The 25301-nt window shown below is 57.7% G+C and carries 21 protein-coding genes; 7 read left to right on the plus strand and 14 right to left on the minus strand.

What is annotated here, in order from left to right:
- Positions 1 to 31 precede the first annotated feature (31 nt).
- Positions 32 to 502 carry a DUF411 domain-containing protein gene (locus L861_RS14150; RefSeq protein WP_021029199.1) on the minus strand — a complete coding sequence of 157 codons (471 nt, stop codon included), beginning with the start codon at positions 500 to 502 and terminating at the stop codon, positions 32 to 34.
- An 84-nt stretch (positions 503 to 586) separates the two neighbouring features.
- On the opposite strand from L861_RS14150, the gene L861_RS14155 reads away from it, so the two are divergent.
- Together L861_RS14155 and L861_RS14160 are read left to right on the plus strand one after the other, a co-directional pair.
- Positions 587 to 1150 carry a DNA-3-methyladenine glycosylase I gene (locus L861_RS14155; protein ID WP_016417142.1) on the plus strand — a complete coding sequence of 188 codons (564 nt, stop codon included), beginning with the start codon at positions 587 to 589 and terminating at the stop codon, positions 1148 to 1150.
- A gap of 3 nt (positions 1151 to 1153) precedes the next feature.
- A complete protein-coding gene (locus L861_RS14160) occupies positions 1154 to 2221 on the plus strand; it encodes a metal-dependent hydrolase (protein WP_016417143.1) in 1068 nt (355 codons plus the stop codon).
- Positions 2222 to 2294: 73 nt separating this feature from the next.
- On the opposite strand, the gene L861_RS14165 is transcribed toward L861_RS14160, so the two are convergent.
- The 3 genes from L861_RS14165 to metE all read right to left on the minus strand — a co-directional run bounded on the left by L861_RS14165 (position 2295) and on the right by metE (position 6361).
- On the minus strand, positions 2295 to 2915 hold the full coding sequence (locus L861_RS14165) for an FMN-dependent NADH-azoreductase (RefSeq protein WP_016417144.1): 621 nt from the start codon (positions 2913 to 2915) through the stop codon (positions 2295 to 2297).
- 252 nt (positions 2916 to 3167) lie between these two features.
- Positions 3168 to 3962 (minus strand): COG3650 family protein, encoded by a 795-nt coding sequence (locus tag L861_RS14170; protein ID WP_021029200.1) that lies wholly within the window; start codon positions 3960 to 3962, stop codon positions 3168 to 3170.
- 113 nt (positions 3963 to 4075) lie between these two features.
- Positions 4076 to 6361 (minus strand): 5-methyltetrahydropteroyltriglutamate--homocysteine S-methyltransferase, encoded by a 2286-nt coding sequence (gene metE, locus L861_RS14175; protein ID WP_027947648.1) that lies wholly within the window; start codon positions 6359 to 6361, stop codon positions 4076 to 4078.
- Between the two features lie 131 nt (positions 6362 to 6492).
- Between metE and L861_RS14180 the strand changes: the two genes are divergently transcribed.
- Positions 6493 to 7407 (plus strand): LysR family transcriptional regulator, encoded by a 915-nt coding sequence (locus L861_RS14180; protein ID WP_016417147.1) that lies wholly within the window; start codon positions 6493 to 6495, stop codon positions 7405 to 7407.
- A 44-nt stretch (positions 7408 to 7451) separates the two neighbouring features.
- On the opposite strand, the gene L861_RS14185 is transcribed toward L861_RS14180, so the two are convergent.
- Positions 7452 to 9098, minus strand: a complete 1647-nt coding sequence (locus tag L861_RS14185; RefSeq protein ID WP_016417148.1) for an ATP-binding protein — start codon at positions 9096 to 9098, stop codon at positions 7452 to 7454.
- Complete coding sequence (locus L861_RS14190) at positions 9098 to 9814, minus strand: winged helix-turn-helix domain-containing protein (protein ID WP_016417149.1); 717 nt, start codon at positions 9812 to 9814, stop codon at positions 9098 to 9100. Before L861_RS14190 ends, L861_RS14185 begins: the two co-directional genes overlap by 1 nt.
- Before the next feature lie 515 nt (positions 9815 to 10329).
- Between L861_RS14190 and L861_RS14195 the strand changes: the two genes are divergently transcribed.
- The 3 genes from L861_RS14195 (at position 10330) to L861_RS14205 (ending at position 15241) form a co-directional block, all read left to right on the plus strand.
- Positions 10330 to 13245: a ribonucleoside-diphosphate reductase subunit alpha gene (locus L861_RS14195; RefSeq protein ID WP_016417151.1), complete on the plus strand. Its 2916-nt coding sequence runs from the start codon at positions 10330 to 10332 to the stop codon at positions 13243 to 13245.
- A gap of 128 nt (positions 13246 to 13373) precedes the next feature.
- A complete protein-coding gene (locus L861_RS14200) occupies positions 13374 to 14639 on the plus strand; it encodes a ribonucleotide-diphosphate reductase subunit beta (RefSeq protein WP_016417152.1) in 1266 nt (421 codons plus the stop codon).
- A 284-nt stretch (positions 14640 to 14923) separates the two neighbouring features.
- Positions 14924 to 15241, plus strand: a complete 318-nt coding sequence (locus tag L861_RS14205) for a hypothetical protein (RefSeq protein ID WP_016417153.1) — start codon at positions 14924 to 14926, stop codon at positions 15239 to 15241.
- Between the two features lie 32 nt (positions 15242 to 15273).
- Here the strand turns inward: L861_RS14205 and L861_RS14210 are convergent, their stop codons facing one another.
- Positions 15274 to 15900: a rhomboid family intramembrane serine protease gene (locus tag L861_RS14210; RefSeq protein WP_016417154.1), complete on the minus strand. Its 627-nt coding sequence runs from the start codon at positions 15898 to 15900 to the stop codon at positions 15274 to 15276.
- A gap of 149 nt (positions 15901 to 16049) precedes the next feature.
- A complete protein-coding gene (locus L861_RS14215) occupies positions 16050 to 16550 on the minus strand; it encodes an Lrp/AsnC ligand binding domain-containing protein (RefSeq protein ID WP_016417155.1) in 501 nt (166 codons plus the stop codon).
- Between the two features lie 360 nt (positions 16551 to 16910).
- Between L861_RS14215 and nhaC the strand changes: the two genes are divergently transcribed.
- The gene (gene nhaC, locus L861_RS14220; RefSeq protein WP_016417156.1) at positions 16911 to 18449 is read left to right on the plus strand and encodes a Na+/H+ antiporter NhaC; all 1539 of its coding nucleotides are present in this window, start codon (positions 16911 to 16913) and stop codon (positions 18447 to 18449) included.
- A gap of 120 nt (positions 18450 to 18569) precedes the next feature.
- On the opposite strand, the gene L861_RS14225 is transcribed toward nhaC, so the two are convergent.
- The 6 genes from L861_RS14225 to L861_RS14250 all read right to left on the minus strand — a co-directional run bounded on the left by L861_RS14225 (position 18570) and on the right by L861_RS14250 (position 24689).
- Positions 18570 to 20105 carry a hypothetical protein gene (locus L861_RS14225; RefSeq protein WP_016417157.1) on the minus strand — a complete coding sequence of 512 codons (1536 nt, stop codon included), beginning with the start codon at positions 20103 to 20105 and terminating at the stop codon, positions 18570 to 18572.
- A 97-nt stretch (positions 20106 to 20202) separates the two neighbouring features.
- Entirely contained in the window at positions 20203 to 20826 is a 624-nt protein-coding gene (locus L861_RS14230) for an HAD-IB family hydrolase (protein WP_016417159.1), read from the minus strand.
- Positions 20823 to 21578: an SDR family oxidoreductase gene (locus tag L861_RS14235; protein ID WP_016417160.1), complete on the minus strand. Its 756-nt coding sequence runs from the start codon at positions 21576 to 21578 to the stop codon at positions 20823 to 20825. Before L861_RS14235 ends, L861_RS14230 begins: the two co-directional genes overlap by 4 nt.
- Positions 21575 to 22873 (minus strand): FAD-binding oxidoreductase, encoded by a 1299-nt coding sequence (locus tag L861_RS14240; RefSeq protein ID WP_016417161.1) that lies wholly within the window; start codon positions 22871 to 22873, stop codon positions 21575 to 21577. The genes L861_RS14235 and L861_RS14240 overlap by 4 nt, the downstream gene beginning before the upstream one ends.
- Positions 22870 to 23826, minus strand: a complete 957-nt coding sequence (locus L861_RS14245; RefSeq protein ID WP_016417162.1) for a lysylphosphatidylglycerol synthase transmembrane domain-containing protein — start codon at positions 23824 to 23826, stop codon at positions 22870 to 22872. Before L861_RS14245 ends, L861_RS14240 begins: the two co-directional genes overlap by 4 nt.
- Positions 23823 to 24689 carry a decaprenyl-phosphate phosphoribosyltransferase gene (locus L861_RS14250; RefSeq protein ID WP_016417163.1) on the minus strand — a complete coding sequence of 289 codons (867 nt, stop codon included), beginning with the start codon at positions 24687 to 24689 and terminating at the stop codon, positions 23823 to 23825. Before L861_RS14250 ends, L861_RS14245 begins: the two co-directional genes overlap by 4 nt.
- Between the last annotated feature and the right edge of the window lie 612 nt (positions 24690 to 25301).

A 25301-nucleotide genomic window follows, 5' to 3' on the forward strand; every position in this document is an offset into this window, starting at 1 on the left:
ATGGCGCTCGTCGATTTCTTCAGCGTTTCCCTTACTCCTGAATATAGCGCTGGAAGACCTCGGGTGTATCTCCCCCTTCGCGCCAGGTATAGACGGTGTAGTCGTCGACGCGGCCGGTTTCCATACCCGGCGAACCATGCGGCATACCTGGCACCGCCAACCCTGCCACATCGTCGCCACTCTCCAAGAGGCGGCGGATATCGGCTGCCGGCACATGGCCTTCGATGACGTAACCTTCCACCGTTGCCGTGTGACAGGACGCCATGTCCCGGGGCACATCGTGCTCGGCCTTCACTTCCCGCATATCCCGGTCGTCATGCAACTCGACCTCAAAGCCCTCCGCCTCGAGGTGCTTGGCCCAACTAGTGCAGCAACCGCAGTTGGGATTCTTCCAGACCTCGACCACGGGGCCGGCCCATACAGCGGTTGTCACTAGTCCCAGCATGGCCGTGGCCAAGCCGCGACATAGCCTCGTGGTAATCTTGCGAGAGGATATCGTCATGATGGCATACTCTGTGGTTTCAAAACGGCAACGTCATCTTGGCAGCATCTTGTCCCGGTCGCCAACTTCCAGAGGAGCTCCCTAATGGCCGACTATTGCGACCACGCCCCCGGGCATCCATTCCATGGTCCTTACCATGATCGGGAATATGGCTTCCCGGTCAGTGACGACACGGCGTTATTCGAACGCTTGATACTGGAAATCAACCAGGCTGGCTTGTCATGGTTGACGGTATTGAAGAAGCGGACAGCGTTCCAGACCGCCTTCGAGGGCTTCGACATCGACCGGATCGCCGCCTACGGCGATACCGAACGTGAGCGACTGCTAAGCGATGCCGGCATCATTCGCAACCGCTTGAAGGTCGATGCCACGATTCACAACGCCAAGGTCGTGCAGTCGCTGCAGGCGGAATACGGCAGCTTCGAGGCTTGGCTCAACGCCCATCATCCACTGCCGCTCGATGAGTGGCTCAAATTGTTCAAACGCACGTTCCGCTTTACCGGTCGAGAGATCGTCAATGAGTTCCTGATGAGTACTGGTTACCTGCCTGGCGCCCATCGCGACGACTGTCCGGTACACGCCAGAATCCTGGCATCGGGGCCGGCCTGGGCATGCCAGGAGAACGATCCGCGCAGCCAAGGAATCTGACGCATGGACACCCTTACCCAGGCGGCTCTCGGAGCCGCCATCGGCGGTACCGTTCTCGGCCGCCGCCTGGGTCGCAAGGCCGTGCTGCTCGGGGCGGTGCTGGGCACCCTGCCCGATCTCGATGTAGTCATCGATTATGGCGATGCCGTCTCTAACTACACCCAGCACCGCGGTTTCAGCCATTCGCTGTTTCTGCTCGCTGGGCTCTCCACTCTGCTTGCCGGGCTTTGTACACGTCTGTCCCCCGCACGTGATATTTCCTTCCGCCACTGGTGGCTGTTCTTCGGACTATGTCTCATGACGCATCCGTTGCTGGACACCCTGACCACCTACGGCACGCAGATCTGGTGGCCGTCGGGTGCTAGCCCCAGTGCCTGGCCGATAGTGTTCATCATCGACCCGCTGTATTCCCTGCCACTGTTGGTCGCGACGGTGGTGGCTCTGATCATCGGACATGGCCGGCGTGCATCGGCCTGGGGACTGGCGCTCTCTTGTGCTTACCTGCTTTTCTCCATGGGCGCCAAAGAGGTGGTCGAGACACGCATTGCTCCGGTTCTGGCGGCCCACGAACTGGAAGATGCGCCACGCCTGATGCAACCAACCCCCTTCAATGTCCTGTTATGGCGAGTGACCGTCATCGATGGGAATGCGCATCATGAGTCACTGGTCGGTGTCTTCGATGGCGACCATCGGCCACTGCTGGAAACCTATACCCGTGGAGCCGAACTCGAAGACGTCGTCTCGACGTTATCCAAGGGGAAACGTCTCGAGTGGTTTGCCAGCCCGTTTCTGCGCTACGACATACGGGATATCGGCGATGCTCGAGTGCTGGTTGCGACTGATTTACGCCTAGGCTTCCCAGGCTTTTATCCGTTCAGTTTCGTCCTGGCAGAGGCTGGGCCCAACAATGAATGGCTGCCCACCGTTACCTACCAGCTCGATACCTCTCGCTCCGACAATGGCGTAGCGTTGTCCCGCCTCTTCCAACGAATCCTCGATCCCGAGCCACCACTATGTACCAGCGACTTCGTCGACCGCCGCTGGGTCCGCTCACTCCCGGAGGTATGCTGACCTCACTCACGACAACGGGCAGCCATGTCGGCTGCCCGTCTCTTGCCCACATAACGCTTGCTTGGACGATACATCAGACCCGGTCGATCACCGCATCGATGGCTTGTCCGGCCTCGCTCAGGGCCTGCTCGCGATGCTCGTCACCCATCGCCAGCCCCTCGGCGAACACCGCTTCGACGTCGCCAATACCGATCAAGCCCAGCATTGTCTTGATATGCGGGGTCTGGGAGTCCATTTCAGTGCCGGCATATTGACCGCCGCGGGCCGCCAGGATCACGGCGCGCTTGCCCTCGACCAGTCCCTGGGGCCCATTTGCGGTATATCGGAACGTCTTGCCGGCGCGCAGAATGCGGTCGAACCAGGCCTTGAGCTGGGAAGGGATCCCCAGATTGTAGAGCGGCACCGCCAACACCAGCACATCATGCGCCAGCAGCTCCTCGATCAGGGCATCCGAACGCGCCGCCAGTTCACGTTGCTCGGGAGTGCGCTCCTCGGTAGCCACCTGCCAGCTGCTGAGTTCGGCCAGCCCCAGGTGGGGCAGTTCTTCGGCTACCAAGTCTCGTTCGGTGACCTGAACGTCACCACGCTTGGCGGCCGAGGCCTTGAAGTGCTCGGCCAAGGCACGAGACTGCCCCTGATTGCCGAGAATGGACGAGGTGACGACAAGTACCTTCTTGGTGTTGGAAACGATCATGATGCTCTCCTTGGAGAAACGGGTTAATCACCATGACCGTCATCTTAGATGCATTTTTTGAAACAAAAAGCGCAAAAAACCACGCCAATCATTCGATAAAAACGAATTTTAGTGAAGCGCTGCAGACGCGTCGCGAGCGAACACAGGTCGTGTTTGGCCGGAACGCAGGAACCGGAGCATACATAGCAGTACGTGAGGCTTCCGAGTACCGCCCGCGCATGAGATGTGAAGCGCAGCAGCGAATGCAATGCTTCACGGCGCGATTCCCTGCCCACACCCCTGATACCTTTGCTCATCGATATCCAACGTCACCCGCACCGGATAGGGAGCACCGCTCATGCTGTCGAAACAAGCTCGTGCCTCGAGTGAAAGCCGGAACGGTTGATCGGCACGCCCACTCTCCAGCACGACGCGACCTTGCTGGTTGTCCATCGCGACGACCCGATAAGGTAGTGTCAGTTCGCGATTGCCGTAATCCAGCAGCAAGGTAAGAACCGGCGCATCATGAGCCAGGTTGACCACCCAACCCGGTTCGTTGCCACGACCGTGGAACATGACCCCAGGGCGGTCCTCACGAGTGAGCGCTTGACGAGTCATGTCCTTCTGACAATCCAAGCGGCCATTTTCACTCTCCACCTGCGCTTCATCTCCCTTGTTCCAGAAGCTCAGGTCATCTTTCACGTAACGCGCGCCACTGGCCACCACCGCTGATTCGAGCTGATAAGCACCATGTGTCGACCACAGTCGCAATTCGCCGTCATGGCTCGAAATCAGATCCTGTGCCGGCGTACAACGCCAGGATACGAGCTGTTCGGCACCTCCAGTAAAGAATACCGATGGCATGAGAGGGGCTATCTCCTTGACGACGTCCTGCTCATCGCCACGTTCCTCCTTTGACGGTAACTGGGCGGATGGTCGCTCCCTCACTTCAGGACCAGCCCCATTGCCAGTGGATGGGGAAGGAGAGGAGGCACAACCAGCCAGAATCAGGCCAGCACCCAGCAGCGCAGGTAGGAAGCGAGAAACAGAGACAACGGATGACGACATTTTGGCTCCTTGGCAATCGATGAGCGTTCCCTTGAGTAGCCCAAAGCATAACAGGCGCCGGGGTATTTGACCCCGGTGCCTGTTCTGGCGTGTATTTCACGCTTGTCGTCTTGTCATCCCAAACGGCGGCGCAGTTCCTGTGCCGCTTCCACCATATTGACCAAGGCCGGCTCGACTTCTGCCCAGCCACGAGTCTTGAGGCCACAGTCGGGGTTTACCCACAGTCTCTCGGCGGAAATCCTATCCAACGCTTTCTCCAACAGTTGCACCATCCAACTGACCTCGGGAATGTTCGGCGAGTGGATATCGTAGACACCGGGCCCGATCTCGTTGGGATAGGCGAAATTCTGGAAGGCGTCGAGCAGTTCCATGTCCGAGCGTGACGTCTCAATGGTAATTACATCGGCATCCAGCGCCGCGATCGACGCGATGATATCGTTGAACTCCGAATAGCACATATGGGTGTGGATCTGGGTCTCGTCGCGAACCACCGCGGCCGACAGCTTGAAGCACTCCACTGCCCAATCGAGGTAGCCTTGCCACTCAGCCTGACGCAGCGGCAAGCCTTCGCGTAGCGCCGGTTCGTCGATCTGGATCGCCTGGATTCCTGCAGTTTCCAAATCGGCGACTTCGTCGCGCAATGCCAGAGCAATCTGGCGACAGGTCTTCTCGCGCGGCTGGTCGTCGCGCACGAACGACCACTGCAGTATCGTCACGGGGCCAGTCAACATGCCTTTCATAGGCTTGTCGGTGAGCGACTGGGCATATTCGCTCCAGCGCACGGTCATGGCGGCAGGGCGGCTGACATCACCGAAGATCACCGGTGGCTTCACACAGCGCGACCCGTAGCTCTGAACCCAGCCAAAGCGGGTGAAGGCGAAGCCATCGAGTAATTCACCAAAGTATTCGACCATATCGTTACGCTCTGGCTCGCCATGCACCAGCATATCCAGGCCCAGCGCTTCCTGATGCTTCACCGCGTAGGCGATCTCATCCCGCATCCGCGACTCGTAGTCCTCATGACTCAGTTCACCGGCCTTGAAGGCGCGACGCGCCACGCGAATCTCTGTCGTCTGGGGGAAGGATCCGATGGTAGTAGTGGGAAATAGCGGCAGGTCCAGCTTGCGACGCTGTGCAACTGCGCGTTCCGCATAGGGACTGTCGCGTTCGGCATCGGTCGCCGCCAAGGCGGCCAGACGCTCACTCACTGCAGACTTATGAATGCGCGAGGAATGCCGACGAGTGGCCAAGACCCGTGTTGCCACCTCGAGCCGTGCCTGATCATCTGGAGTGGCACGACCATCGAGCAGTCGCGCGAGCGTCACCACTTCGTCGAGCTTCTGACGAGCAAAGGCCAACCAGCTCTTGAGCTCGGCATCCAGATCGGTTTCCCGGTCAAGATCCACCGGCACATGCAGCAACGAACAACTCGGAGCCAGCCACAACCGCTCACCGAGGCGGGCATGGGCAGAGGCCAGCGACTCGCGCAGCCGGACCAAGTCAGCACGCCAGATGTTGCGGCCATCGATGATGCCCACCGACAACACCTTGTAGGCCGGTAGCCGGTCGAGCACCGTTCCCAGTTGCTGCGGAGCACGCACCGCATCGATATGCAGGCCGTCCACCGGCAGGCTCGTTGCCAGTTGCAGGTTATCGCCAAGCGCCCCGAAGTAAGTGGCCAGCAGCAGCTTGACCGGCACCGACTGCAGCTTGTGATAGGCAGCTTCATACGCCTGCTGCCAGGCAGGTGGCAGATCCTGGACCAGGGCCGGTTCATCGAGCTGGACCCACTCCACACCTTGCTCGGCCAGCCGGGTAAGAATCTCTCCATATACCGGCAACACGGTATCGAGCAACTCGAGCCGATCGAACGCTTCTCCCTTTTCCTTGCCCAACCACAGCCAGGTCAGCGGACCAGTCAACGTTACCTTGACGGCGTGACCTGCGGCCTTGGCTTCTTCGACCTCATCGAACAGCCGCTGGGACGCCAGCCGAAACGTCTGGCCGGCATGCAATTCGGGGACCAGGTAGTGATAGTTGGTATCGAAATACTTGGTCATCTCACAGGCAGCCGCCGGGCTACCAGTGGGAGCTCGACCACGTGCCATACGGAAGCTGGTATCGAGATCCACATCACCGGCCACAGCACCAAAACGAGCAGGGACGGCACCCAGCAACACGGAAACGTTGAGTACCTGATCGTAGAAGGCGAAGTCCCCTACCGTGACCAAATCGAGACCCGCCTCGCGCTGCGCCTGCCAATGGCATGCGCGCAATTCCCTGCCCACGTCCTCCAGTTCGCTCTGGTCGATTTCACCTTTCCAATAGGCCTCGGTGGCCTTCTTCAGTTCGCGATCCGCGCCGATACGCGGATAGCCGAGAGTATGTGCCAGCGTCATGATGCGCCCCTTGTCGTCATTAGCCGTTAGACTTGGCGAGTCGTCGCCATCGTTGGGGGCAGTCTCGCTGGCCATGACAAGTGAATCAAACTAAATTATCTAATCATCAACATGAAAAGTGTTCATTCATCATGCTCGAGCTTCGTCATCTACGCACCTTGATCGCCTTGCGTGACGCCGGTTCACTAGTCGAGGCCGCTGAACGAGTCCATCTCACTCAGTCGGCGCTGTCGCATCAAATCAAGGATCTGGAGGAACGTCTGGGGAACCCACTGTTTCTGCGCAAGACGCGTCCGGTGGAATTCACCCGTGCCGGTCAGCGTCTACTGGCCTTGGCCGAACAGATATTGCCCCAGGTACGCATGGCCGAGCGTGATCTAGCCCGCCTGGCCGGCAACGAGCAAGGCCGGCTGCACATGGCCATCGAGTGCCATAGCTGCTTCCAGTGGCTGATGCCGACCATCGACCACTTCCGCAATCATTGGCCTGAGGTAGAGGTCGACATCCCCAGCGGTCATAACTTCGATCCGTTGCCATCGCTGGCTCGCGAACAGCTCGACTTGGTGATCACCGCCGACCCTCAGCCGCTAGCCGGCGTTCACTATGAACCGTTGTTCCGTTATGAGGGACTGCTTGCCGTCGCCAAGCAGCATCGCCTGGCCAGCCAGGCCTGGGTGACTCCGGAAGATCTTGCCGAAGAAACCCTGATCACCTATCCGGTGGAACACTCTCGCCTGGATGTCTTCACCCAGTTTCTCGATCCTGTCGGTGTCACTCCCAAGGAGGTTCGTACCGCGGAATTGACCATCATGATGATGCAGCTCGTCGCCAGTGGCCGTGGTGTCTGCGCCCTTCCCAATTGGGCGCTGACCGAGTACCTGGAGAGAGATTACGTGCGTGGCGTGACGTTAGGAGAAGACGGCATGTGGAGCACGTTGTTTGCCGCAATCCGCGAGGACAGCCGCGAGTTACCGTGGATGGAGGATTTTCTGCGCACCGCCCGTGAAACGTCATTTGCGGTGCTGGAAGGGATCAGACCAGCCTGATCAGCACGGCTCTTCAGTCCTCACAGAGCAAGTGCAGGTAATGTTCAGCGAGGCTCACGAGAATGGGATCGCGGCTGTACCGGCAACAGCAATGAAAAGCGTGCACCACCCAGTTCTTCACTATCATCGACCATCACACTACCACCGTGCCAAGCCATGATCTTGTGAACGATCGACAGACCCAGACCATAGCCACCAGAGCGTCGGGTACGGCTGTTGTCGAGGCGGGCAAAGGGTTTGAAGATCTCCATGCGGTCGGCCTCCGGCACGCCCGGCCCATCATCTTCTACGTCCAGACGGATCGCTCGTGACTCGCCATGCAGGCGTATCAGCACTCGGGATTCTGCATGGCGACAGGCATTGGCCACCAGATTCTGAAGTGCTCGTTGCAAGTATCGTGGCTCGGCCACTACCTCAACGTCGTCGCCCGGCGCGATCGACAGCTCGAGATGAGCGTGCAAAGGGGCCAAGGCATCGACCACGCGCGCCGCCACGGCACGGCAGTCGACCATCTCGGTCTCCAGTACCATGCCATGCGCTTGGTCTCCTCCCAACTTGGCGTAGGTGAGGATCTCGTCGATCAGCCCATCGAGTTCCTCGATATCGCCATCGATACCCGTCAACTGACGACGCACAGACTCCTCGTCGGTCATGTCTTCGACCATTTGCACAGCAAAGCGAATACGAGCCACGGGAGTGCGCAGTTCATGTGACACCGCACGGATCATCTCCTGCTGGGCACGCAACAACGATTGTACCTGGGCCGCCATGCCATTGAAGGCCATACCCAGGCGACCCAGGAAGTCGCCACTCTCGACCTTGACCCGCGTATCAAGATGGCCACCGGCGATGCGTGTGGCGGCCAGCTCAAGGCGCGCCATACGTGCTTCGACGCCACGCACGATCAAATAGATGGTGCCGGCCAGCACCAGCAGCATGACCACCAACATCAACAACGACAACGACAACGGCATGGGTTCGAAGGACTTGATAGGCCCAACCTGTACCCACTGTGACGGCCCGCCCTCATTCACCAGTTGCAAATGCAGCGATAACGCCCAGCTCTCGGGTAACACACGGATGACCACCCCACCATTGGCGAGGTGTTCGCGCTGTCCCTCATCCAACCCCTCAGGGGGGACATCGCTGAGCTCGACGCCAAGCGCCGTTGCGCTCAGCACCTTCAGACGCTCCTCGCGCTGATCGGGATCGACACGCTCCAACCACTGCCTGAGCCCCACAGCGAGACCACGCAACTGACGTTCGCTGAGAGTACTCAATACCGCTTCCAGCACCCGAGGCTCGCCGGGAATCAGGTGTTGCAAGCGCCAGCCATGCTCACCCTCCGGCTGGATCAATACACGCCCGGCCTCGAGTCGAGAGCGCTGAAAATAGTTAAGCGGTAACGAGTCGCGCTCATACAAGTGCAGGCCAATGTCCAACGTTTCTGCACGCTGCGCCAGCCACTCTTCGCGTAGTGCGACCGGCTGTTCCATCACCTGGTTGGCCAACAACACCATGGGTGCCTCGGCGAGCTGTTCTCGATAGTGCTCGCGACGCACCTGATCGATCATGGCGAAGCCGGCCAATGCCAAGCCGAAGGTCAACACCAGCGCCAACGCCAGCAACACATAGACCCGAAGAAAGGTGCTATCGGCCAGCGGGCGTGCCAAGGAGCGAGGAACTGCCATCAACCATCCTTGACGAACAGATACCCCTTGCTGCGAACCGTCTTGATACGATGGGGTTGATTGGGGTCATCGCCGATCTTGGGCCGAATGCGTGACACCCGCACATCGATGGAACGGTCCTGACCGTCGTACTTGATCCCGCGCAGTTGCGAGAAAATCTCCTCGCGGGTCAGCACGCGGCCGGCGTGGCTGGCCAACAGCCACAACAGGTCGAACTCGGCACTGGTCAGGTCGATACGTGCGCCCTCCAGCCAGGCTTCACGGGTCGCGCTATCGATCTCCAGGTTATGGAAGGTCAGTCGCGCTTCCCCACCGCTGGTATCGCCTGCATCGCTACGGCGCATCAAGGCACGCATGCGAGCCAGCAGCACTCGTGGCTGCACCGGTTTCGGCACGTAGTCATCGGCCCCCATTTCCAGGCCCAGTACCTGATCCATATCATCGGTACGCGCGGTCAGCATCAGGATCGGGCCAGCATAGTCAGGCCGGGCCCGGCGGCAGATCGACAAGCCATCCTCGCCGGGCAGCATCAGATCGAGGATCACAAGATCCGGCTGCAGCTCGACGATGCGCTCGACTCCCCGCGCTCCATCGGCCTCCACCGTCACCCGGAAGCCGTTGGCCTCCAGATAGTCGCGGGTCAGGCCGGCCAGCCTCTCATCGTCCTCGATGATCAGTACATGATCCAGGTCGTTGCTGTCCAAGCTTTCATCCATCCCTTTGATATCCCATCCTGGTGACCCTCAAAACCACGGGCCACGCCCATTTACGAATTCCCTGTTCCGGCCGTGACACCGACCCGACAGGACCACACCACCGGTGCCACATCCGGTTTAGTGCTTCGCTCGGCTACATTCATGTTAGTGAATGATACCCGAGGTTACCTGAAATTCCGCTAGTGAATCTCATTCTCCGCCATCGAAGTGTCATCTCCCTGTCACCGGCGTTGGTTCGGGCCTCGACGAAGAGGTTTCGAATACCCTCAGAAGAGACACAAGATATCCACAGCTTATCCACTTGATGAAAGGCAAATGGCACTCTATCTTGTGTTCGTAACCAGAAGGACCACAAGATAATGTGCTGTTAGCAAGTAGGAGCACCTCTGTCAAATGACTTCGTAGAGGCGACAACGACCCCCAGTTTCCGTCCGGTTCTGGGCAATGTCCAGAACCTTGGCCATCACCACCGGTTCGCTGCAACCATTCACCATCGTTAGGAAAAGCACGGCGCCATGGATACCACTCTCACTTCCGGTAAGACCTCAGTGAACGTGACTGCACCCCAACAGCTACGGGTAATCAAGCGTAACGGCGATGTAGCCGCCTTCGATGCCAGCAAGATCGCCGTCGCCATGACAAAGGCCTTCATTGCCGTGGAAGGCGACAATGCCGGAACCTCATCACGGGTTCGCGACTTCGTTGCTCAATCCAGCAATGCCATCTGCGAGGCCTTCCTGCGTCGTATGCCCGATGGTGGCACCCTACACATCGAAGACATCCAGGACCAGGTCGAGCTGGCCTTGATGCGTGCCGGCGAGCAGAAGGTTGCCCGCGCCTACGTGCTCTACCGCGAGGAGCATGCCCGTGCACGCGCCGCGGCCGGTGACGACATCGAAAAGCCACACCCGACACTCAACGTCACGCTGCCCGACGGCAGCCGGCGCCCGCTGGACCTGGGCCGCGTCGAAACCCTGGTGTTCGAGGCCTGCGAGGGGCTGGCCCATGTCGATCCCCAGAAGATCGTCGACGACTCGCTGAAGAACCTCTACGACGGTGTCTCCATCGATGGCGTGGCCACCGCACTGACCATGACCGCGCGCACCTTGGTCGAAAAGGACCCCAACTATACCTATGTCACCGCCCGTCTGCTGCAGGACAACCTGCGCCGCGAGGCGCTGTCCTTCCTGGGCGTGGCCGAAGAAGCCACCTTCAGCGACATGGCCGATCTCTACAAGCCGGCATTCAAGGCCTACGTCGCCAAGGGCATCGAATTCGAACAACTCGACCCGGCCCTCGCCGAGTTCGATCTGGAGCGTCTCGGCGATGCTCTCGACCACACCCGCGACAATCAGTTCACCTACCTGGGCCTGCAAACCCTCTACGATCGCTACTTCATCCACCGTGACGATGTGCGCTATGAACTGCCGCAGGTAATGTTCATGCGCGTCGCCATGGGGCTGGCCCTCAATGAGGACGATCGCGAAGCGCGGGCTGTCGAGTTCTACGAGTTGCTTTCCAGTTTCGACTACATGGCCTCGACACCAACCCTGTTCAACTCCGGCACCATGCGCAGCCAGCTCTCTAGCTGCTATCTGACCACCGTGCCCGACGACCTGAATGCTATCTATAGTGCGATCCGCGACAATGCCATGCTCTCCAAATGGGCCGGCGGTCTGGGCAACGACTGGACGCCGGTGCGAGCGCTAGGCTCCTACATCAAGGGCACCAACGGCAAGTCCCAAGGCGTGGTGCCATTCCTCAAGGTGGTCAACGACACCGCTGTTGCCGTCAATCAGGGCGGCAAGCGCAAGGGGGCAGTGTGCGCCTATCTGGAAACCTGGCACCTCGACATCGAGGAATTTCTGGAGCTACGCAAGAACACTGGCGACGACCGCCGCCGTACCCACGACATGAACACTGCCAACTGGGTGCCGGACCTGTTCATGAAGCGTGTCTTTGACGACAAGGAGTGGACGCTGTTCTCGCCCGCCACCTGCCCGGACCTCCACGATCTCTACGGCGCGGCCTTCGAGAAGCGCTACCAGGAGTACGAGGAGATGACCCGCAACGGGCAGCTCAAGCTGTTCAAGCGTGTCCGCGCCAAGGATCTATGGCGCAAGATGCTGTCGATGCTGTTCGAGACCGGCCACCCCTGGATCACCTTCAAGGATCCGTGCAATCTGCGTAGCCCGCAGCAACACGCCGGTGTCGTACACTCTTCCAACCTGTGCACCGAGATCACACTGAACACCAGCGTCGACGAGATTGCGGTATGTAACCTGGGTTCGATCAACCTGGCGCAGCATGTAACCGACGGCCAGCTCGACGGCAACAAACTGAAGAAGACAGTGCGTACTGCCGTTCGCATGCTCGACAACGTCATCGACATCAACTATTACGCAGTACCCCAGGCGCGCAACTCCAACTTCAAGCATCGCCCGGTGGGGCTGGGCATCATGGGCTTCCAGGACGCGCTCTACGCTCAAGGCATTGCCTACGCCAGCGATCAAGCCGTGGAGTTCGCCGACCGCTCCATGGAGCTGGTCAGCTACCATGCCATCGAAGCGTCCAGCGATCTGGCCGCCGAACGTGGCCGCTACGAGAGCTTCGACGGTTCACTGTGGAGCCAAGGCATCCTCCCCATCGATTCCATCGAAAAGCTCAAGCAGGAGCGCGGCGAGAAGTACATCGAGGTCGACACCTCGACCACTCAGGATTGGGATCGCATCCGCGACAAGATCGCAAGCCAAGGCATGCGCAACTCCAATGTAATGGCGATCGCCCCGACCGCAACGATCTCCAACATCTGCGGTGTCTCGCAGTCAATCGAGCCGACCTACCAGAACCTCTACGTCAAGTCGAACCTTTCCGGCGAGTTCACCGTGGTCAACGCCTATATGGTCAACGACCTCAAGGAACGCGGCTTGTGGGACGAGGTGATGGTCAACGACCTCAAGTACTACGACGGTAGTGTGCAGCCTATCGACCGCGTGCCCGAAGATCTCAAGGCCAAGTACGCCAGCGCCTTCGAAGTCGAGCCCAGATGGCTGGTCGAAGCCGCCTCGCGCCGTCAGAAATGGATCGACCAAGCCCAATCGCTGAACCTCTACATCAAGGGCGTATCGGGCAAGAAGCTCGACGTGACCTACCGTATGGCCTGGTTCCGTGGCTTGAAAACCACTTATTACCTGCGTGCCCTGGGCGCCACCTCGGTGGAAAAATCCACCGTCGAGCGCGGCACCCTCAACGCCGTGGGCAACGGCAGCGCACCTAGTGCCCAGCCGGCCCCGAGCCCCGCCCCCGAGGCCACGCTGGAAAACTCCCAGCGCGAGCCGCGCGGTATCGAGGACTTCCTGCAAGGCAAGGGCGGCCAGCGCGCACCATCAGCGGGTGAGATAGATGATCTGGGCTGCGAGGCCTGCCAGTAACGACCAAGAACGAAGAAGGAAGACGGCACTACGCGCCGATGAAGAGAGAAGTAGTTGGAGGTTTTCCCTCTTCCGCCCGAAGGGCGCTTCCTTCTTATATCTTCCACCTCCGAGGAACGAGGAAGAATATGCTTAACTGGGACGAGTTCCACGAAGACGACACGTCGGTCGCCGAATCAAAACCAAGCTATCAACCGCAGCCGCCGGCCCCTGCACCCGAGCCCGAGCCCGAGCCGCAGGCTGCCGAAGAAGTGCCGACTGCCGCCCACGAGGGCACCCGCTACCAGGCGGCGGAAACCGATCGCCTGGCGCGTGCCCGGCAGTCACTGGAGGAGCTCGATGTGGCTGCTGGCCTGGAAGAGCTCGAGATGGGGGCGGCACGCATCGAGGTCGACGACAAACGCATGATCAATGCCCGCGCCGACCTCAACCAACTCGTACCCTTCAAGTACGAGTGGGCGTGGCAGAAGTACCTGGATGGCAGCGCCAACCACTGGATGCCGCAGGAAGTGAACATGAACGCGGACATCGCCCTGTGGAAGAGCCGGGACGGCCTGACCGAGGACGAGCGACGCATCGTGATGCGCAGCCTGGGCTACTTCTCCACCGCCGACTCTCTGGTGGCCAACAACCTGGTGCTGGCGCTCTATCGCCTGATCACCAACCCCGAATGCCGCCAGTACCTGCTGCGCCAGGCCTTCGAGGAAGCGATTCACACCCACGCCTATCAATACTGCGTGGAGTCGCTGGGCATGGACGAAGGCGAAGTCTTCAACATGTACCGCGAGGTGCCCTCGGTGGCCGCCAAGTCGGCCTGGAGCCTCAAGCACACCCAGTCGTTGGCACGCCCGGACTTCAACACCGGCACCCCGGAGACCGACCAGGAGCTGCTGCGCAACCTGATCGCCTTCTACTGCGTGACCGAGGGCATCTTCTTCTACTGCGGCTTCAGCCAGATCCTCTCCATGGGCCGGCGCAACAAGATGACCGGCGTCGCCGAGCAATTCCAGTACATCCTGCGCGACGAATCCATGCACCTGAACTTCGGCGTCGACATGATCAACCAGATCAAGATCGAGAACCCGCACCTGTGGACACCGGAATTCCAGGACGAGGTCACCCAGATGATCCTCGAGGGCACCGAACTCGAGATCGCCTACGCACGCGACTCCATGCCACGCGGGGTGCTGGGCATGAACGCGGCGATCATGGAAGAGTACCTGCACTTCATCTGCAACCGCCGCCTGGCACAGATCGGTCTCAAGGAACAGTTCCCCGGTGCACAGAACCCGTTCCCATGGATGAGCGAGATCATCGACCTGCGCAAGGAAAAGAATTTCTTCGAGACCCGTGTTACCGAATACCAGGTCGGCGGTGCGCTGAGCTGGGATTGATCGTGGCTAGAAAGGGGAATGTAAGTGTCCTGAAGTCGTAGCAAGCACGGAGGAAGTGATATGACAGAGTCGAAAAGTGTCATCAAACGCGTCTATGTACCGACCCATGTACGCGATCTTCCGAACGGGGAAAAGGTCAAGATCCCCGGCCACTACAAGGCTCCTTCTAGCTGACATGTCAACGCCTCATCCGTATGCGGATGAGGCGTTTTTTCATGAATGCCGGGCAGCACCCACTGCCCGGATGACGCCTCGCTCAGGAGGCACCAACTGAGGGCAATCCGATGCATGCAACCCATGAAAGCAGCACACATCGCGACACCCACGCGTGGCAGTCGGCCCTGGACCGTGCCTTGGCGGCCCATGACGACGTGGTCGCCCTGGCCCACTATTCCCATGTCGCCAACGCCTTCCCCTCATCGTCTCCCAACCCCTATACCCAGGAACACCCCTTGCTCGACTATCGCAAGCTGAAAGCCTGGGCGATCCATCGGGGCTGGTACGTACGACCGGCACCGGAGCGGGCCTCCCAAGAGGAGAAGTATCGCCCGCCGGTTCGCTTCACCCGCCAGCCGCGTAGCCTGAGCCAACGCACACATTGACCCACGGCTCAGCCGCCTTCCTCACCTCACGACTATCGTTCTCGAGAAGAGGAAGGCGGCGGGCGCTGCCGCCAGGAGAGTATCAGGATCAGGCCGAACGCCATGCCGGCGAGATGGGCGAAATGCGCCACCCCCTGCCGGGTCCCGGTAATCCCTGACCAGAGCTCGATCAGGCCGATAAAAATCACGAAGTACTTGGCCTTCATGGGGATCGGCGGGATCAGCAAAAGGATGTATTGGTTGGGGTAGTGCATGCCGAAGGCGAGCAACAGCGCATAGACGCCCCCGGAGGCACCCACCGTCGGGGCAAACTCCCCCAACGACACCACCAACAGCTGGACCGCTCCTGCCCCCACCACGCACAGGAAATAGTAGAGGGCGAAGCGTCGGGTTCCCCACGCGCGCTCGAGGGGGCTACCAAACATCCACAACACGAACATGTTGATGAACAAATGGAAGAGGTTGCCGTGCAGGAAGGCATAACTCAGCAGTTGCCAGAGCCGAAACTCTCCCACCGGCATATCGGTGGGTAGCACCATGCCCTCCGGCACAGCGCCAAGTGGCCAGAGCGCGAAATAATGGAACATCACGCGTGGCATGGCGAGTTCGACCAGGAAGGTCATGCCATTGAGGATCAGCAGCAGGATGACGAGGGACATACCACCTCGACCGTCCACGCCCGATCCTTCAAATCCCCGTCGCATCCTTCCTAGCCCTCTCGATGACGTTCCCCTATTTCAAGGTGGACGGCATCAGGGCAGTGGCGCAACCACCATGTTGGCGTTAATTCCCATCCGTCATTCGTGAACTATTCCAGCCAACTGGGGTGGTCGATGGGAACCGGTACCGTCACTTCGTCTTTCACGAGCTCCATCACCACGAAGGAGTGCGTCTGGTGGACATTCGGCAGCCTGCCGATCTGTTGACCGAGCACGGCACGATAATGCGAGATATCGTGGGTTCTCACCTTCAGCATGTAATCGAAATTTCCCGCCACCATATAGCAGCCTTGCACTTCCGGGATGAGGCGCACTGCCTCATTGAAGCGATCCAGGGCGTCCTCGCTCGTCTTGTCCATCGTTACCAACACTACCAGTACGTGACCCGCACCGAGCTGCTCCGGGTTCAGATCGGCACGATAGCCGCGGATGAAACCGGCCTGTTCGAGTCGACGTACGCGCTGCGCGCAAGGCGTCTTGGTGAGATTCACCCGATTTGCCAACTCCACAATGGGAAGGCGCCCATGTTCCTGAAGTTGCTGCAAAATGCGGCGATCTATGCGGTCCAAACGCTCAGACTTGCTAGCCATATTGCCTGCTTATATTTTATTTTGAGGACAAAAGCAAACCATTTTAGTGTTATTTGGAGCCACTTCCTAGCCTTTATGGCTAACAATGAGCCAAGAGGGCTACGAAGATAAAACAACGATAGACAGATATGGTGATGCGGCCGTCCTCGACACACCGGTCACGGTGACATTGCAGCCCTCGGGGCGGGTATCGCGATATCTGGTGGCAACAAGGAGGATACGAATGCCTGACAACAACTCATCAAGCGAATCCAGTTATCGACCCTTATCGATCGACGCCCGATCGATAAGGGTCGGGAAGCTGCGTATTGCTTAAAAGGCAAAGCAAGAACAACGCACATCAAACCGAAGGTAATCGACATGACAAATCCAAAAGATTCAATCAATTATGAACCGCCAAGCCTTGCGCTGGCGCTTACTCCCGTCGTCTTGACGTTGCTGGTGCTGGGGGTACAGCTATTCTATTTCGGCGACTTCACCCCTCACATTCCCCTAGCCATCGGTATGGCAATAACGGGGTTGGTCGGTATCAAACTCGGTTTCAAGTGGAAGCATATCGAAGAGGGTATCTTTCACGTCATCCATGTGTCCCTGCCCTCCGTCTCCGTGTTGATATGCGTCGGCATGATCATCGGCGTGTGGATTGCCAGCGGCACCGTACCGACACTCATCTATTACGGACTGACGATTCTATCGCCAACCATCTTCCTCGCTGCGGCCATGCTGCTCTGCTCGATCGTCTCGGTGTCGCTGGGCACCTCCTGGGGCACGGTCGGCACGGTGGGCCTCGCCCTGATGGGCATTGGCGCGGGTTTCGATATCCCGATGTACTGGACCGCCGGCGCAGTCGTGTCGGGCGCCTTCTTCGGCGACAAGGTCTCGCCACTGTCGGACACCACGAACCTCGCGCCGGCGGTCACCGGTACCGACGTGTTCTCCCATATCAAGAACATGATGCCAACGACGATCCCGGCGATGCTGATCGCCTTTGCCATCTACTTGGTGGCGGGCTTCACCCTGATCGACGATGGTGCCGCTTCCTTCGACAGGATCAATGCCATCACCACCGCGCTGCAGGCGAACTTCACCATCTCGGCCTGGCTGCTGCTGCCAGCGGTGCTGGTGATCGTGCTAGCGGTCAAACGGATGCCGCCCATTCCGTCTCTGTTCGCCGGTGCTCTGGCCGGTGGGGTCACCGCCATGATCGCTCAAGGGGTCGGCGTACATGACCTGCTCACCTATGCCAATAGCGGTTATTCCATCGATACCGGCATCAGCGCCATCGACAGTCTGCTCAATCGCGGCGGCATCCAGTCGATGATGTGGACCATTTCGCTGATTCTCATCGCTCTCGGCTTCGGTGGTGCGCTGGAAAAGACCCGCTGTCTGGAAACGATCATCCGCGCGATCATGAGCAAGGTACGCAGCTTCAAGGGCGTGCAGACGGCCGCGGTGTTCACCTCGGTGTCCACCAACCTGGTGGCCGGCGACCCGTACCTGTCGATTGCCCTTCCCGGCCGCATGTATGCACCCACCTACCGCGGTTTGGGGTATTCGACACTCAACCTGTCTCGCGCCATCGAGGAAGGCGGCACCCTCATCTCGCCACTGATTCCATGGAATGCCGGTGGGGCCTTCGTAATCAGCGCCCTCGGACTCGGTATCGTTGAGGGAAATATCGAGAACCTGCTGTACATTCCGCTGGCCTTCGCCTGCTGGATGTCGCCGGTGATCGGCCTGATCTATGCGCAGACCGGCCTGTTCTCTCCCCGCGCCAGCGAAGAAGAGCGGCATCTCTGGCAGGAGCAGGGCGAAGCCATTGCGACCCAGTCCGAACTGGGTGCTGCCGCCGACCAAGCCAACGAAGAACCCGCTGTCAGCCCGAGGCCGTCGAGCTGACGCCGCATTTCGCACGACACCAGGCCACGCCATGATGACGAGGCCAATAGATCCCCCGCCCGGTCTTGCCGGGCGGGGGTCATCTATAAAAGATACAGAGTGGTGCCCGACAACTAGTGATCAGAACCTGAGCAGCCAGTATCGATTATCGGATATCCCCCCTGAACAAATCCTCGGATTGCTCCTTGCGCATCTTTCAAACGATACCCCTTCCACCAGCTTGCATTTCGCGGGATCTCCTGGCTCCTTGCCACCGCAGAAATGCACCTCATCGTAGCCAAGCTCATAGAAGGCTCTTCCCAAACGACCTGGACTGTTCAGGCTCTCCATGAACTTGTACTTGTCCGGCCGTACATGGGAATAATCGATTGGCCACCTATCCCATTCGATCTTTTCCGCATATTCGCTGATCTCGACGACTACCCCCTTCAGATCACGTGGGCTTCCCTCTTCGACCTCCTGCAATGCATTCACGAAATCCGATGAAAAAGCCGTATACCACTTCACGTTGACATACGACAAATACATCGGTTGCAGCGAAACAAGCAGAACGAAGGCGATGGAAGCCGGAAAAACCCACTTCTCATTCAAATCGAGAGCAGCCATTGCCACATAGAAGGCAATGGCTGCCAGGAAAAATGCCACACCAAATGTGAATGTCGTCCGATCCGCAATGATCGTTCCCATGGGAGCGGTGAAGACATATACCGAAAGCAGGAAACATACGCCCAATGCCAGAATCGAAGCGGCAATGACAAGCTCTCGCAACTTCCGTTTTACGAAGAGAGCCACGCCCAATGCGACAAAAATGGAAACTACCGCCAAAAATATCCAAGGTGAATAGATAAAGGTCACATGCTCGACGAAGTCAACCAGATTGTTCACGACATTATTGTGCAGATCGAGCGGCGACTTCACTGGATGGGCACTCCGCCATTCAGGGAGCCCTGGCAAACTTCCGAAATACACATACTGAGCGAGCTTCGAAACAAGCCAGGAAACAAGAATGGAAGCCCCCCAAAAAACCAGGATGCCGAAAAATGTCATCACGATCTTGAGTTTTTTCATACCCAGCAAAGTGTTATAGCCTGGAACGGCAAGCAACACTGCCAGGAAGGAAAATGTCTGAAGAATGGCAAATACAAGAACGGTAGCAACACCGCTTGATAACAAGCTTGCCTTGTTTCTAGAAAGCAAGGCGAACAGAAAAAGCAGGAAAATCGCAGCGAGAGTATGGATTGGCCAGCCAAGCTGCTCCATGAGTCCCGGCTGAAAAATGACGACAAATGGTACCGAGTAGAGAAGTGCCTTGTTTTCCAACCGACTTCCAGCCAGGAATCTCCTCATGAACACATACCCGTACCCCCAAGCCATCGCCATGCACAGCAGCCAGGCCAAGTAATGAGGTATATCTTTCGTGGCAGAATGAAAGATGGGGGCGAGCCACCTTGCATTTTCAGAAAATTCCAGAAACTCGGACTTAGTGTAGCCCCATGCATCATGTCGCCAGAAACCATACTCCCCTGCGAGAAAAGCCAAGACGATCGCAAAGGTAAAAAGCACCAGCGCTGGAAGCAGCTCAAGATATTTTGGTTTCATGATAGATGACATCTTGTCTCTCCCAGTCACCGTTAGCCCGTTGCTGATATCTTTCATCTCTGCACATCCGGCATTACAAAGGTCGACTGCGCCACTGCAAACATTTCGGCATTCCAATACATCATCATGAACTCCCTTTCCATGGAAACAATGTCTACACTCTTATGAAACGCTTGCTTCTTGAGCTGAAGCGCCAACCTTCATTAGCACTCTGAAGCATTTGCAAATCACCTTCGGAATCACCATAGGCATATGTGACTTCTGGCTTCCGCGCCTCAATCCACGTCTCAATACGCAAGCATTTTTCCCAGCCAAAACAATTGGCGGCGTTCAAGTGTCCTGTCACATTACCAAACTCATCTTGCTTCAAACTTGACGTCAAAGATGCCGTAAAACCATAGGATCCCGCCCATTCCTTCAGGTAAACATCCAATGATGCACTCACCAGTACGCAGTCATGCCCTTGGGCTTTATGCCATTCCAGTCGTTCGATACCTTCGGGACGCAACATGGTGGGAATGATCTCTTTGTTGAATCGTTTGCCGATATCCTGCAGCTCTTTCAGGGGATACCCGGCAAGATATTGCTTGAGCACGATTTCCTTGGCGATGTCGTTGCGCAAGAGTTTGGTGGCATAGGCTCCGAGGACAGGACTGAGCAAGGCCAGCTTGGTGTAATAGGTCGGAGCGCCTACCACATACTTGAGAAAAGGCAACAGCGTGTCACCAGTGGTAAGCGTGCCATCGAAGTCGAAGAAGGCAACGGGAGTCGTGTTCACAGAGACATCCGCTTGAAGATGAATTCGGGAATATGTCGGATGATCAGCATGATCCAATACCAGAACCAGGGTAGATAGACGTCTCCGCTTCCCTTGGTCATTGCTTTGACGATGCCTTCCGCCACCTGTTCCGGCTTTGCCCACAAGGGGCCCGACTTATCCATACCTGCCGTCATGGGGGTATCCACGAAGCCCGGCTTGATGGTCACCACACTAACGTTGCTGCGCGCCAGACGATTGCGCAGACCCTGTAGGAAGATCGACACCATGCCCTTGGCAGCTCCATAGACGTAATTGCTCTGGCGCCCGCGGTCACCGGCTACCGAGCTGACGACGGCAATGACTCCCGAACGCTGCCGTTCAAAGCGATTGGCCAGTAACGTCAACAGGCTGATGACACTAGTGGCATTGGTATCGATTTCTTTGCGTGTTTGTTCAAAGGAGGCTTCGCAAGCTTTCTGATCCGGCAAGGTGCCATGAGCGATCAACACCGCATCGACACCCCCCAGGAAATCCTCGGCGGCATCCAGGAGGGATTCATGGTGGGAAACATCCAGCAGGTCCGCCGCTTTTCCATCGACTCGCTGCTCGCTGGAAGCTCTGACCTGAAGATCGTGAACCACAGCATCGAGCTTGCTGGAATCACGCCCGACGCAGAAGAGCGATGCCCCCCTGGCCACCAGTTGTCTAGCGGTCTGTTCTGCAATGGCCGAGGTGGCGCCAAAAATGATAATGCGTTTGAGTGAATTCATGAGGTGACTCTACGCCAGAAACGTGATGAGAAAGCGGGATCGATGTAGTCGGCGAAGCGTTCCCATTCAGGGAAACCAGACTGGAACAGATCAGCGGGCATACGGGCGTCCTTGGCCGGATACAAGGTGCCGCCGGCTTCTCGCAGGATGGCATCGAGGGAATCCAGCAGTCGCAGCGTTGCCTCTCCATGGTTGGAAAAATCCAGTGCCAGTGTCGTACCAGGCCGGGGAAACGACAACATCCCCAACGACGGCTTTTCACCAAAGGTCTTCAGTACGGCCAAAAACGACCCCTGCCCGCTGGCAGCGATAGTGTTCAGCAGTTCCGCCACGCCATCCTGTGCTACGGAAGGCGGCAATACACATTGATACTGGAAGAACCCTTTGCGCCCGTAGATTCGGTTCCAGTCCTGAATCGTATCCAGTGGATAAAAGTACGATTGGTAGTGTTGAAGTGCTCCGCAAGGATTGACCGGCTGACGATAATAAAGAGCATTGAAGGCACGCAGGCTCAGATGATTGATCAGAGAAACCGGCGGATCGATCGCCATACGCCTGCTGCGCTCTTTGAAGCTTGGCAGGTTGGCTTGAGGCGGTGCATGCTGACCTGCCAGAAAGATGCCACGACCTCTCTTGCTACCACTGGCCAGGCAATCGATCCATGCCACCGTGTAGGACCACTTGGTCTCGGCATCACGGTTGAGCGACCAGAATTCCTCGAGATTGCCGAAGCGCCGTGACTCCACCCACATCCAGGGACTCTGTATCGGCATCAGTTGCAACTCGACCCATTCGATCAAGCCAGTCAACCCCAAGCCGCCGATGGTGGCCCGGAAATAGTCCTCATGCCGGTCAGGCGCGCACTCCATCCGTTCCCCACTGGAACGCAGCAACCCGAAGCGGCGGACATGGTGCCCGAAGGTGCCGACGACGTGATGATTCTTGCCATGTACATCATTGGCGAGTGCCCCGCCCACGGTGACATAGCGAGTTCCAGGTGTACTGGGTAGGAACCAGCCTTGCGGAACCACCAAAGCAAGAATGTCCGCCAGAGTGACCCCTGATTCACAACGCAGGACACCGGAATGCCGATCGAACGCCATGAAGCGATCCAATCCACGTGTCAGCAGCAACGTCCCCGATTCAGTCAAGCATACATCGCCATAACTACGTCCATTGCCATAGGCAAGAAGCGGCCAGCTCTCTTGGGGCAATGTCGCCTGGCGGTAACCAAGACGATGGATCTTGTCCGGCTGAACTCGGGGAATACGGTTCCAGGACAGCGGCGACTTCATGACGTGACGGCCTCCCCATGGCGGCTGCTGTACAGGGCAATCAACCCAAGCATCACCGCAAACCACAAGGTGGCCAAACGTATGAAGACCGTCGCCGCGATAGCAGCCGGCATCGTCATGCCTTTTGCCACCAGCAGTGACATCATGACGGCTTCGGCTCCACCAAGACCGCCGGGCAGAAAGCTCAAGGCTCCAGCCAGCATCGACAGGGCATAAACGAAGACAGCGAAAGGCAGCGAGACATCGGCGCCCAACCACACGAGCACCCAATAGAATGCCAGCGCTTCGGCGCCCCAGGCTATCACGCCCAAGAGGGTAGCCAGCACCAGCAGCCGGGGACCATGGCATCGCCGGGCACTTTGCAGCATGTCAGTGGTGTGCACGACCAGACTGCCGACCTTGCCTACCCGCTGTTTGGCCCAGCTATTGAGACGCGAAAGCAGGCGCTGGCTGGAAAGGCATGCCAATACCACCACGATACCTGCCACCCCTGCCAGCACCACCCCTCGTGCCTGGGGATATTGGGCCAATCCCAGCAACGTCAGCAGCACGACCGCCACCAGGTCGGAAAGCCGCTCACTCAGAAATGCGGCGAATGTCGTGGGAAAGGAAACGCCGCGCTGCTTGAGCAATACACCTCGGAAAGCTTCTCCCGCCTTTCCCGGTGTGGTGGTCAAGGCGAAGCCACTCAGGTAAATGCGAAGGCTGGGCAACCACGGCACCATATGCCCGAGTTGTGCCAGATAAAGCTGCCACCGCACGAAGCGTAGGCCATAGTTGACCAGCGACATGCCAAGCGCGATGGCGGTGCCGATAACGCCAATACGAACAAAAGCAGCGACCACTTCCTGCCAGCCCCCCCATAGCGAGAAAGCCAAATAACCGGCGGTAGCGACCATGATCGAAAGGATCAACGCCCGTAGGCGCCACCCCTTGAGTTGACGTTGCGTCATGTCAGCACCCACAGAGTGGCTACCACCCATCCCAGCACCGTGATCAACAAGTGCTTGTCGGTTAATAGCTCCTTCGCCGTATCGTCACCTTTCTCCCGGTGGTGCAATAAAAACAGGTAGCGAAAGATGCCGTACACGACGAATGGCAAGGTATAAATCAAATCCGTGCTGCCATGCAGGGCCACGGTGGTTGACGATACGGTATACAAACCATAACTGATGATCGTGCAAGCCGCCGTGACCGCGATGAACTGCTCCAACATAGCAGGGCTGTAATCATCCAATACACGCCGAGCCAAGCTCTCATTGGCTTTTGTCGTTTCCAGCATGAGCAGTTCGGCACGCCGTTTGGTAAAGCCGAGAAACAGGGTCACCATCAACCCGCACAGCAAAAGCCATTCGGAAGGTGCAATATCCAACCCCACGGTACCCGCAAGAATTCTCAGCATGAACCCTGCCGAAATGATGAACACATCCAGGATCACTACGTGCTTTAACTTCCATGAATACACAATATTCATGAAGAAGTATGTAGCGACGAAGACAAGCACCCATAGGCTGACAACAAGAGACAGAAACAGTGCAGCTACGACTAATATGGATAACAGAAATTTTGCAGAATTAAGCGAAATCTCTCTACTTGGCAATGGGCGATAACGTTTTACCGGATGTTCTCTATCGGCTTCGATATCGACAATGTCGTTCAACACATAGACGGCACTGGCGATACAGCAAAACGCCAAGAAAGCCAGCAAAGCTTGCGACAACGTAGCTAATGTCCATTGGTGGGAAAACAAAGGTCCTATCAATACGAAGCCGTTCTTAATATATTGGTGCGGCCTTAATATCTTCACGATTGGCATCAGGCGCTCCTTCCTAGAAAGCCATGATCATCGATGCTTGATTTTGCCAGCAGCAGCTTTCCCTTCTCACTGAAGATAGGCAGGGTTCTACCCCTATCCGTCGAGCGAGATGCTGTAGAGTGGCTAGCTGATTGTCTGTTTCCTAAATGAGCAAGAAGCACATCAACCAGTCGGTGATATTTGCTCTCGTCTTCTATCCATCATGTACCATACCTTGGTGTATTGGCGAAGAAAATTTCGGTGTCTTCCTTGGAAGCCCTTCGTGAAGGACTTGCCATTGTCGACCACGCTCGTCATAAAGGGTTCATCCAGCGTTCTATATGAATGAGGTATGTTCAACGAACACTATCGGGAGGAGTCATCCACTGACCCCGTCGTGAGCAGTTACACACTTATGGGCTTTCGCTCTTCTTATAACCATTTGGAATGCAAACTTCCTAGTACAGATGGATTTTGCTCACCTGCAAACACTACCAAGGCCGACAACAGGATGCTGAACAGGATTTGACCTCAGCGCGTACTGGGACGAAGGTAAGGCAAAGGCTTATAGATAGGGGGAATTACAGTGACAGAATCAAAAAGCATCATCAAACGCGTCTATGTCCCCACCCA

Source organism: Litchfieldella anticariensis FP35 = DSM 16096, from assembly GCF_000409775.1.
Lineage (GTDB): Bacteria > Pseudomonadota > Gammaproteobacteria > Pseudomonadales > Halomonadaceae > Litchfieldella > Litchfieldella anticariensis.

What these genes read in the sequence shown, in the direction of transcription:
- L861_RS14150 (WP_021029199.1), bottom strand. Translation starts at nt 502, where the DNA reads ATGACGATATCCTCTCGCAAGATTACCACGAGGCTATGTCGCGGCTTG.
- L861_RS14155 (WP_016417142.1), top strand. Translation starts at nt 587, where the DNA reads ATGGCCGACTATTGCGACCACGCCCCCGGGCATCCATTCCATGGTCCT.
- L861_RS14160 (WP_016417143.1), top strand. Translation starts at nt 1,154, where the DNA reads ATGGACACCCTTACCCAGGCGGCTCTCGGAGCCGCCATCGGCGGTACC.
- L861_RS14165 (WP_016417144.1), bottom strand. Translation starts at nt 2,915, where the DNA reads ATGATCGTTTCCAACACCAAGAAGGTACTTGTCGTCACCTCGTCCATT.
- L861_RS14170 (WP_021029200.1), bottom strand. Translation starts at nt 3,962, where the DNA reads ATGTCGTCATCCGTTGTCTCTGTTTCTCGCTTCCTACCTGCGCTGCTG.
- metE (WP_027947648.1), bottom strand. Translation starts at nt 6,361, where the DNA reads ATGACGCTGGCACATACTCTCGGCTATCCGCGTATCGGCGCGGATCGC.
- L861_RS14180 (WP_016417147.1), top strand. Translation starts at nt 6,493, where the DNA reads ATGCTCGAGCTTCGTCATCTACGCACCTTGATCGCCTTGCGTGACGCC.
- L861_RS14185 (WP_016417148.1), bottom strand. Translation starts at nt 9,098, where the DNA reads ATGGCAGTTCCTCGCTCCTTGGCACGCCCGCTGGCCGATAGCACCTTT.
- L861_RS14190 (WP_016417149.1), bottom strand. Translation starts at nt 9,814, where the DNA reads ATGGATGAAAGCTTGGACAGCAACGACCTGGATCATGTACTGATCATC.
- L861_RS14195 (WP_016417151.1), top strand. Translation starts at nt 10,330, where the DNA reads ATGGATACCACTCTCACTTCCGGTAAGACCTCAGTGAACGTGACTGCA.
- L861_RS14200 (WP_016417152.1), top strand. Translation starts at nt 13,374, where the DNA reads ATGCTTAACTGGGACGAGTTCCACGAAGACGACACGTCGGTCGCCGAA.
- L861_RS14205 (WP_016417153.1), top strand. Translation starts at nt 14,924, where the DNA reads ATGCATGCAACCCATGAAAGCAGCACACATCGCGACACCCACGCGTGG.
- L861_RS14210 (WP_016417154.1), bottom strand. Translation starts at nt 15,900, where the DNA reads ATGTCCCTCGTCATCCTGCTGCTGATCCTCAATGGCATGACCTTCCTG.
- L861_RS14215 (WP_016417155.1), bottom strand. Translation starts at nt 16,550, where the DNA reads ATGGCTAGCAAGTCTGAGCGTTTGGACCGCATAGATCGCCGCATTTTG.
- nhaC (WP_016417156.1), top strand. Translation starts at nt 16,911, where the DNA reads ATGACAAATCCAAAAGATTCAATCAATTATGAACCGCCAAGCCTTGCG.
- L861_RS14225 (WP_016417157.1), bottom strand. Translation starts at nt 20,105, where the DNA reads ATGAAAGATATCAGCAACGGGCTAACGGTGACTGGGAGAGACAAGATG.
- L861_RS14235 (WP_016417160.1), bottom strand. Translation starts at nt 21,578, where the DNA reads ATGAATTCACTCAAACGCATTATCATTTTTGGCGCCACCTCGGCCATT.
- L861_RS14240 (WP_016417161.1), bottom strand. Translation starts at nt 22,873, where the DNA reads ATGAAGTCGCCGCTGTCCTGGAACCGTATTCCCCGAGTTCAGCCGGAC.
- L861_RS14245 (WP_016417162.1), bottom strand. Translation starts at nt 23,826, where the DNA reads ATGACGCAACGTCAACTCAAGGGGTGGCGCCTACGGGCGTTGATCCTT.
- L861_RS14250 (WP_016417163.1), bottom strand. Translation starts at nt 24,689, where the DNA reads ATGCCAATCGTGAAGATATTAAGGCCGCACCAATATATTAAGAACGGC.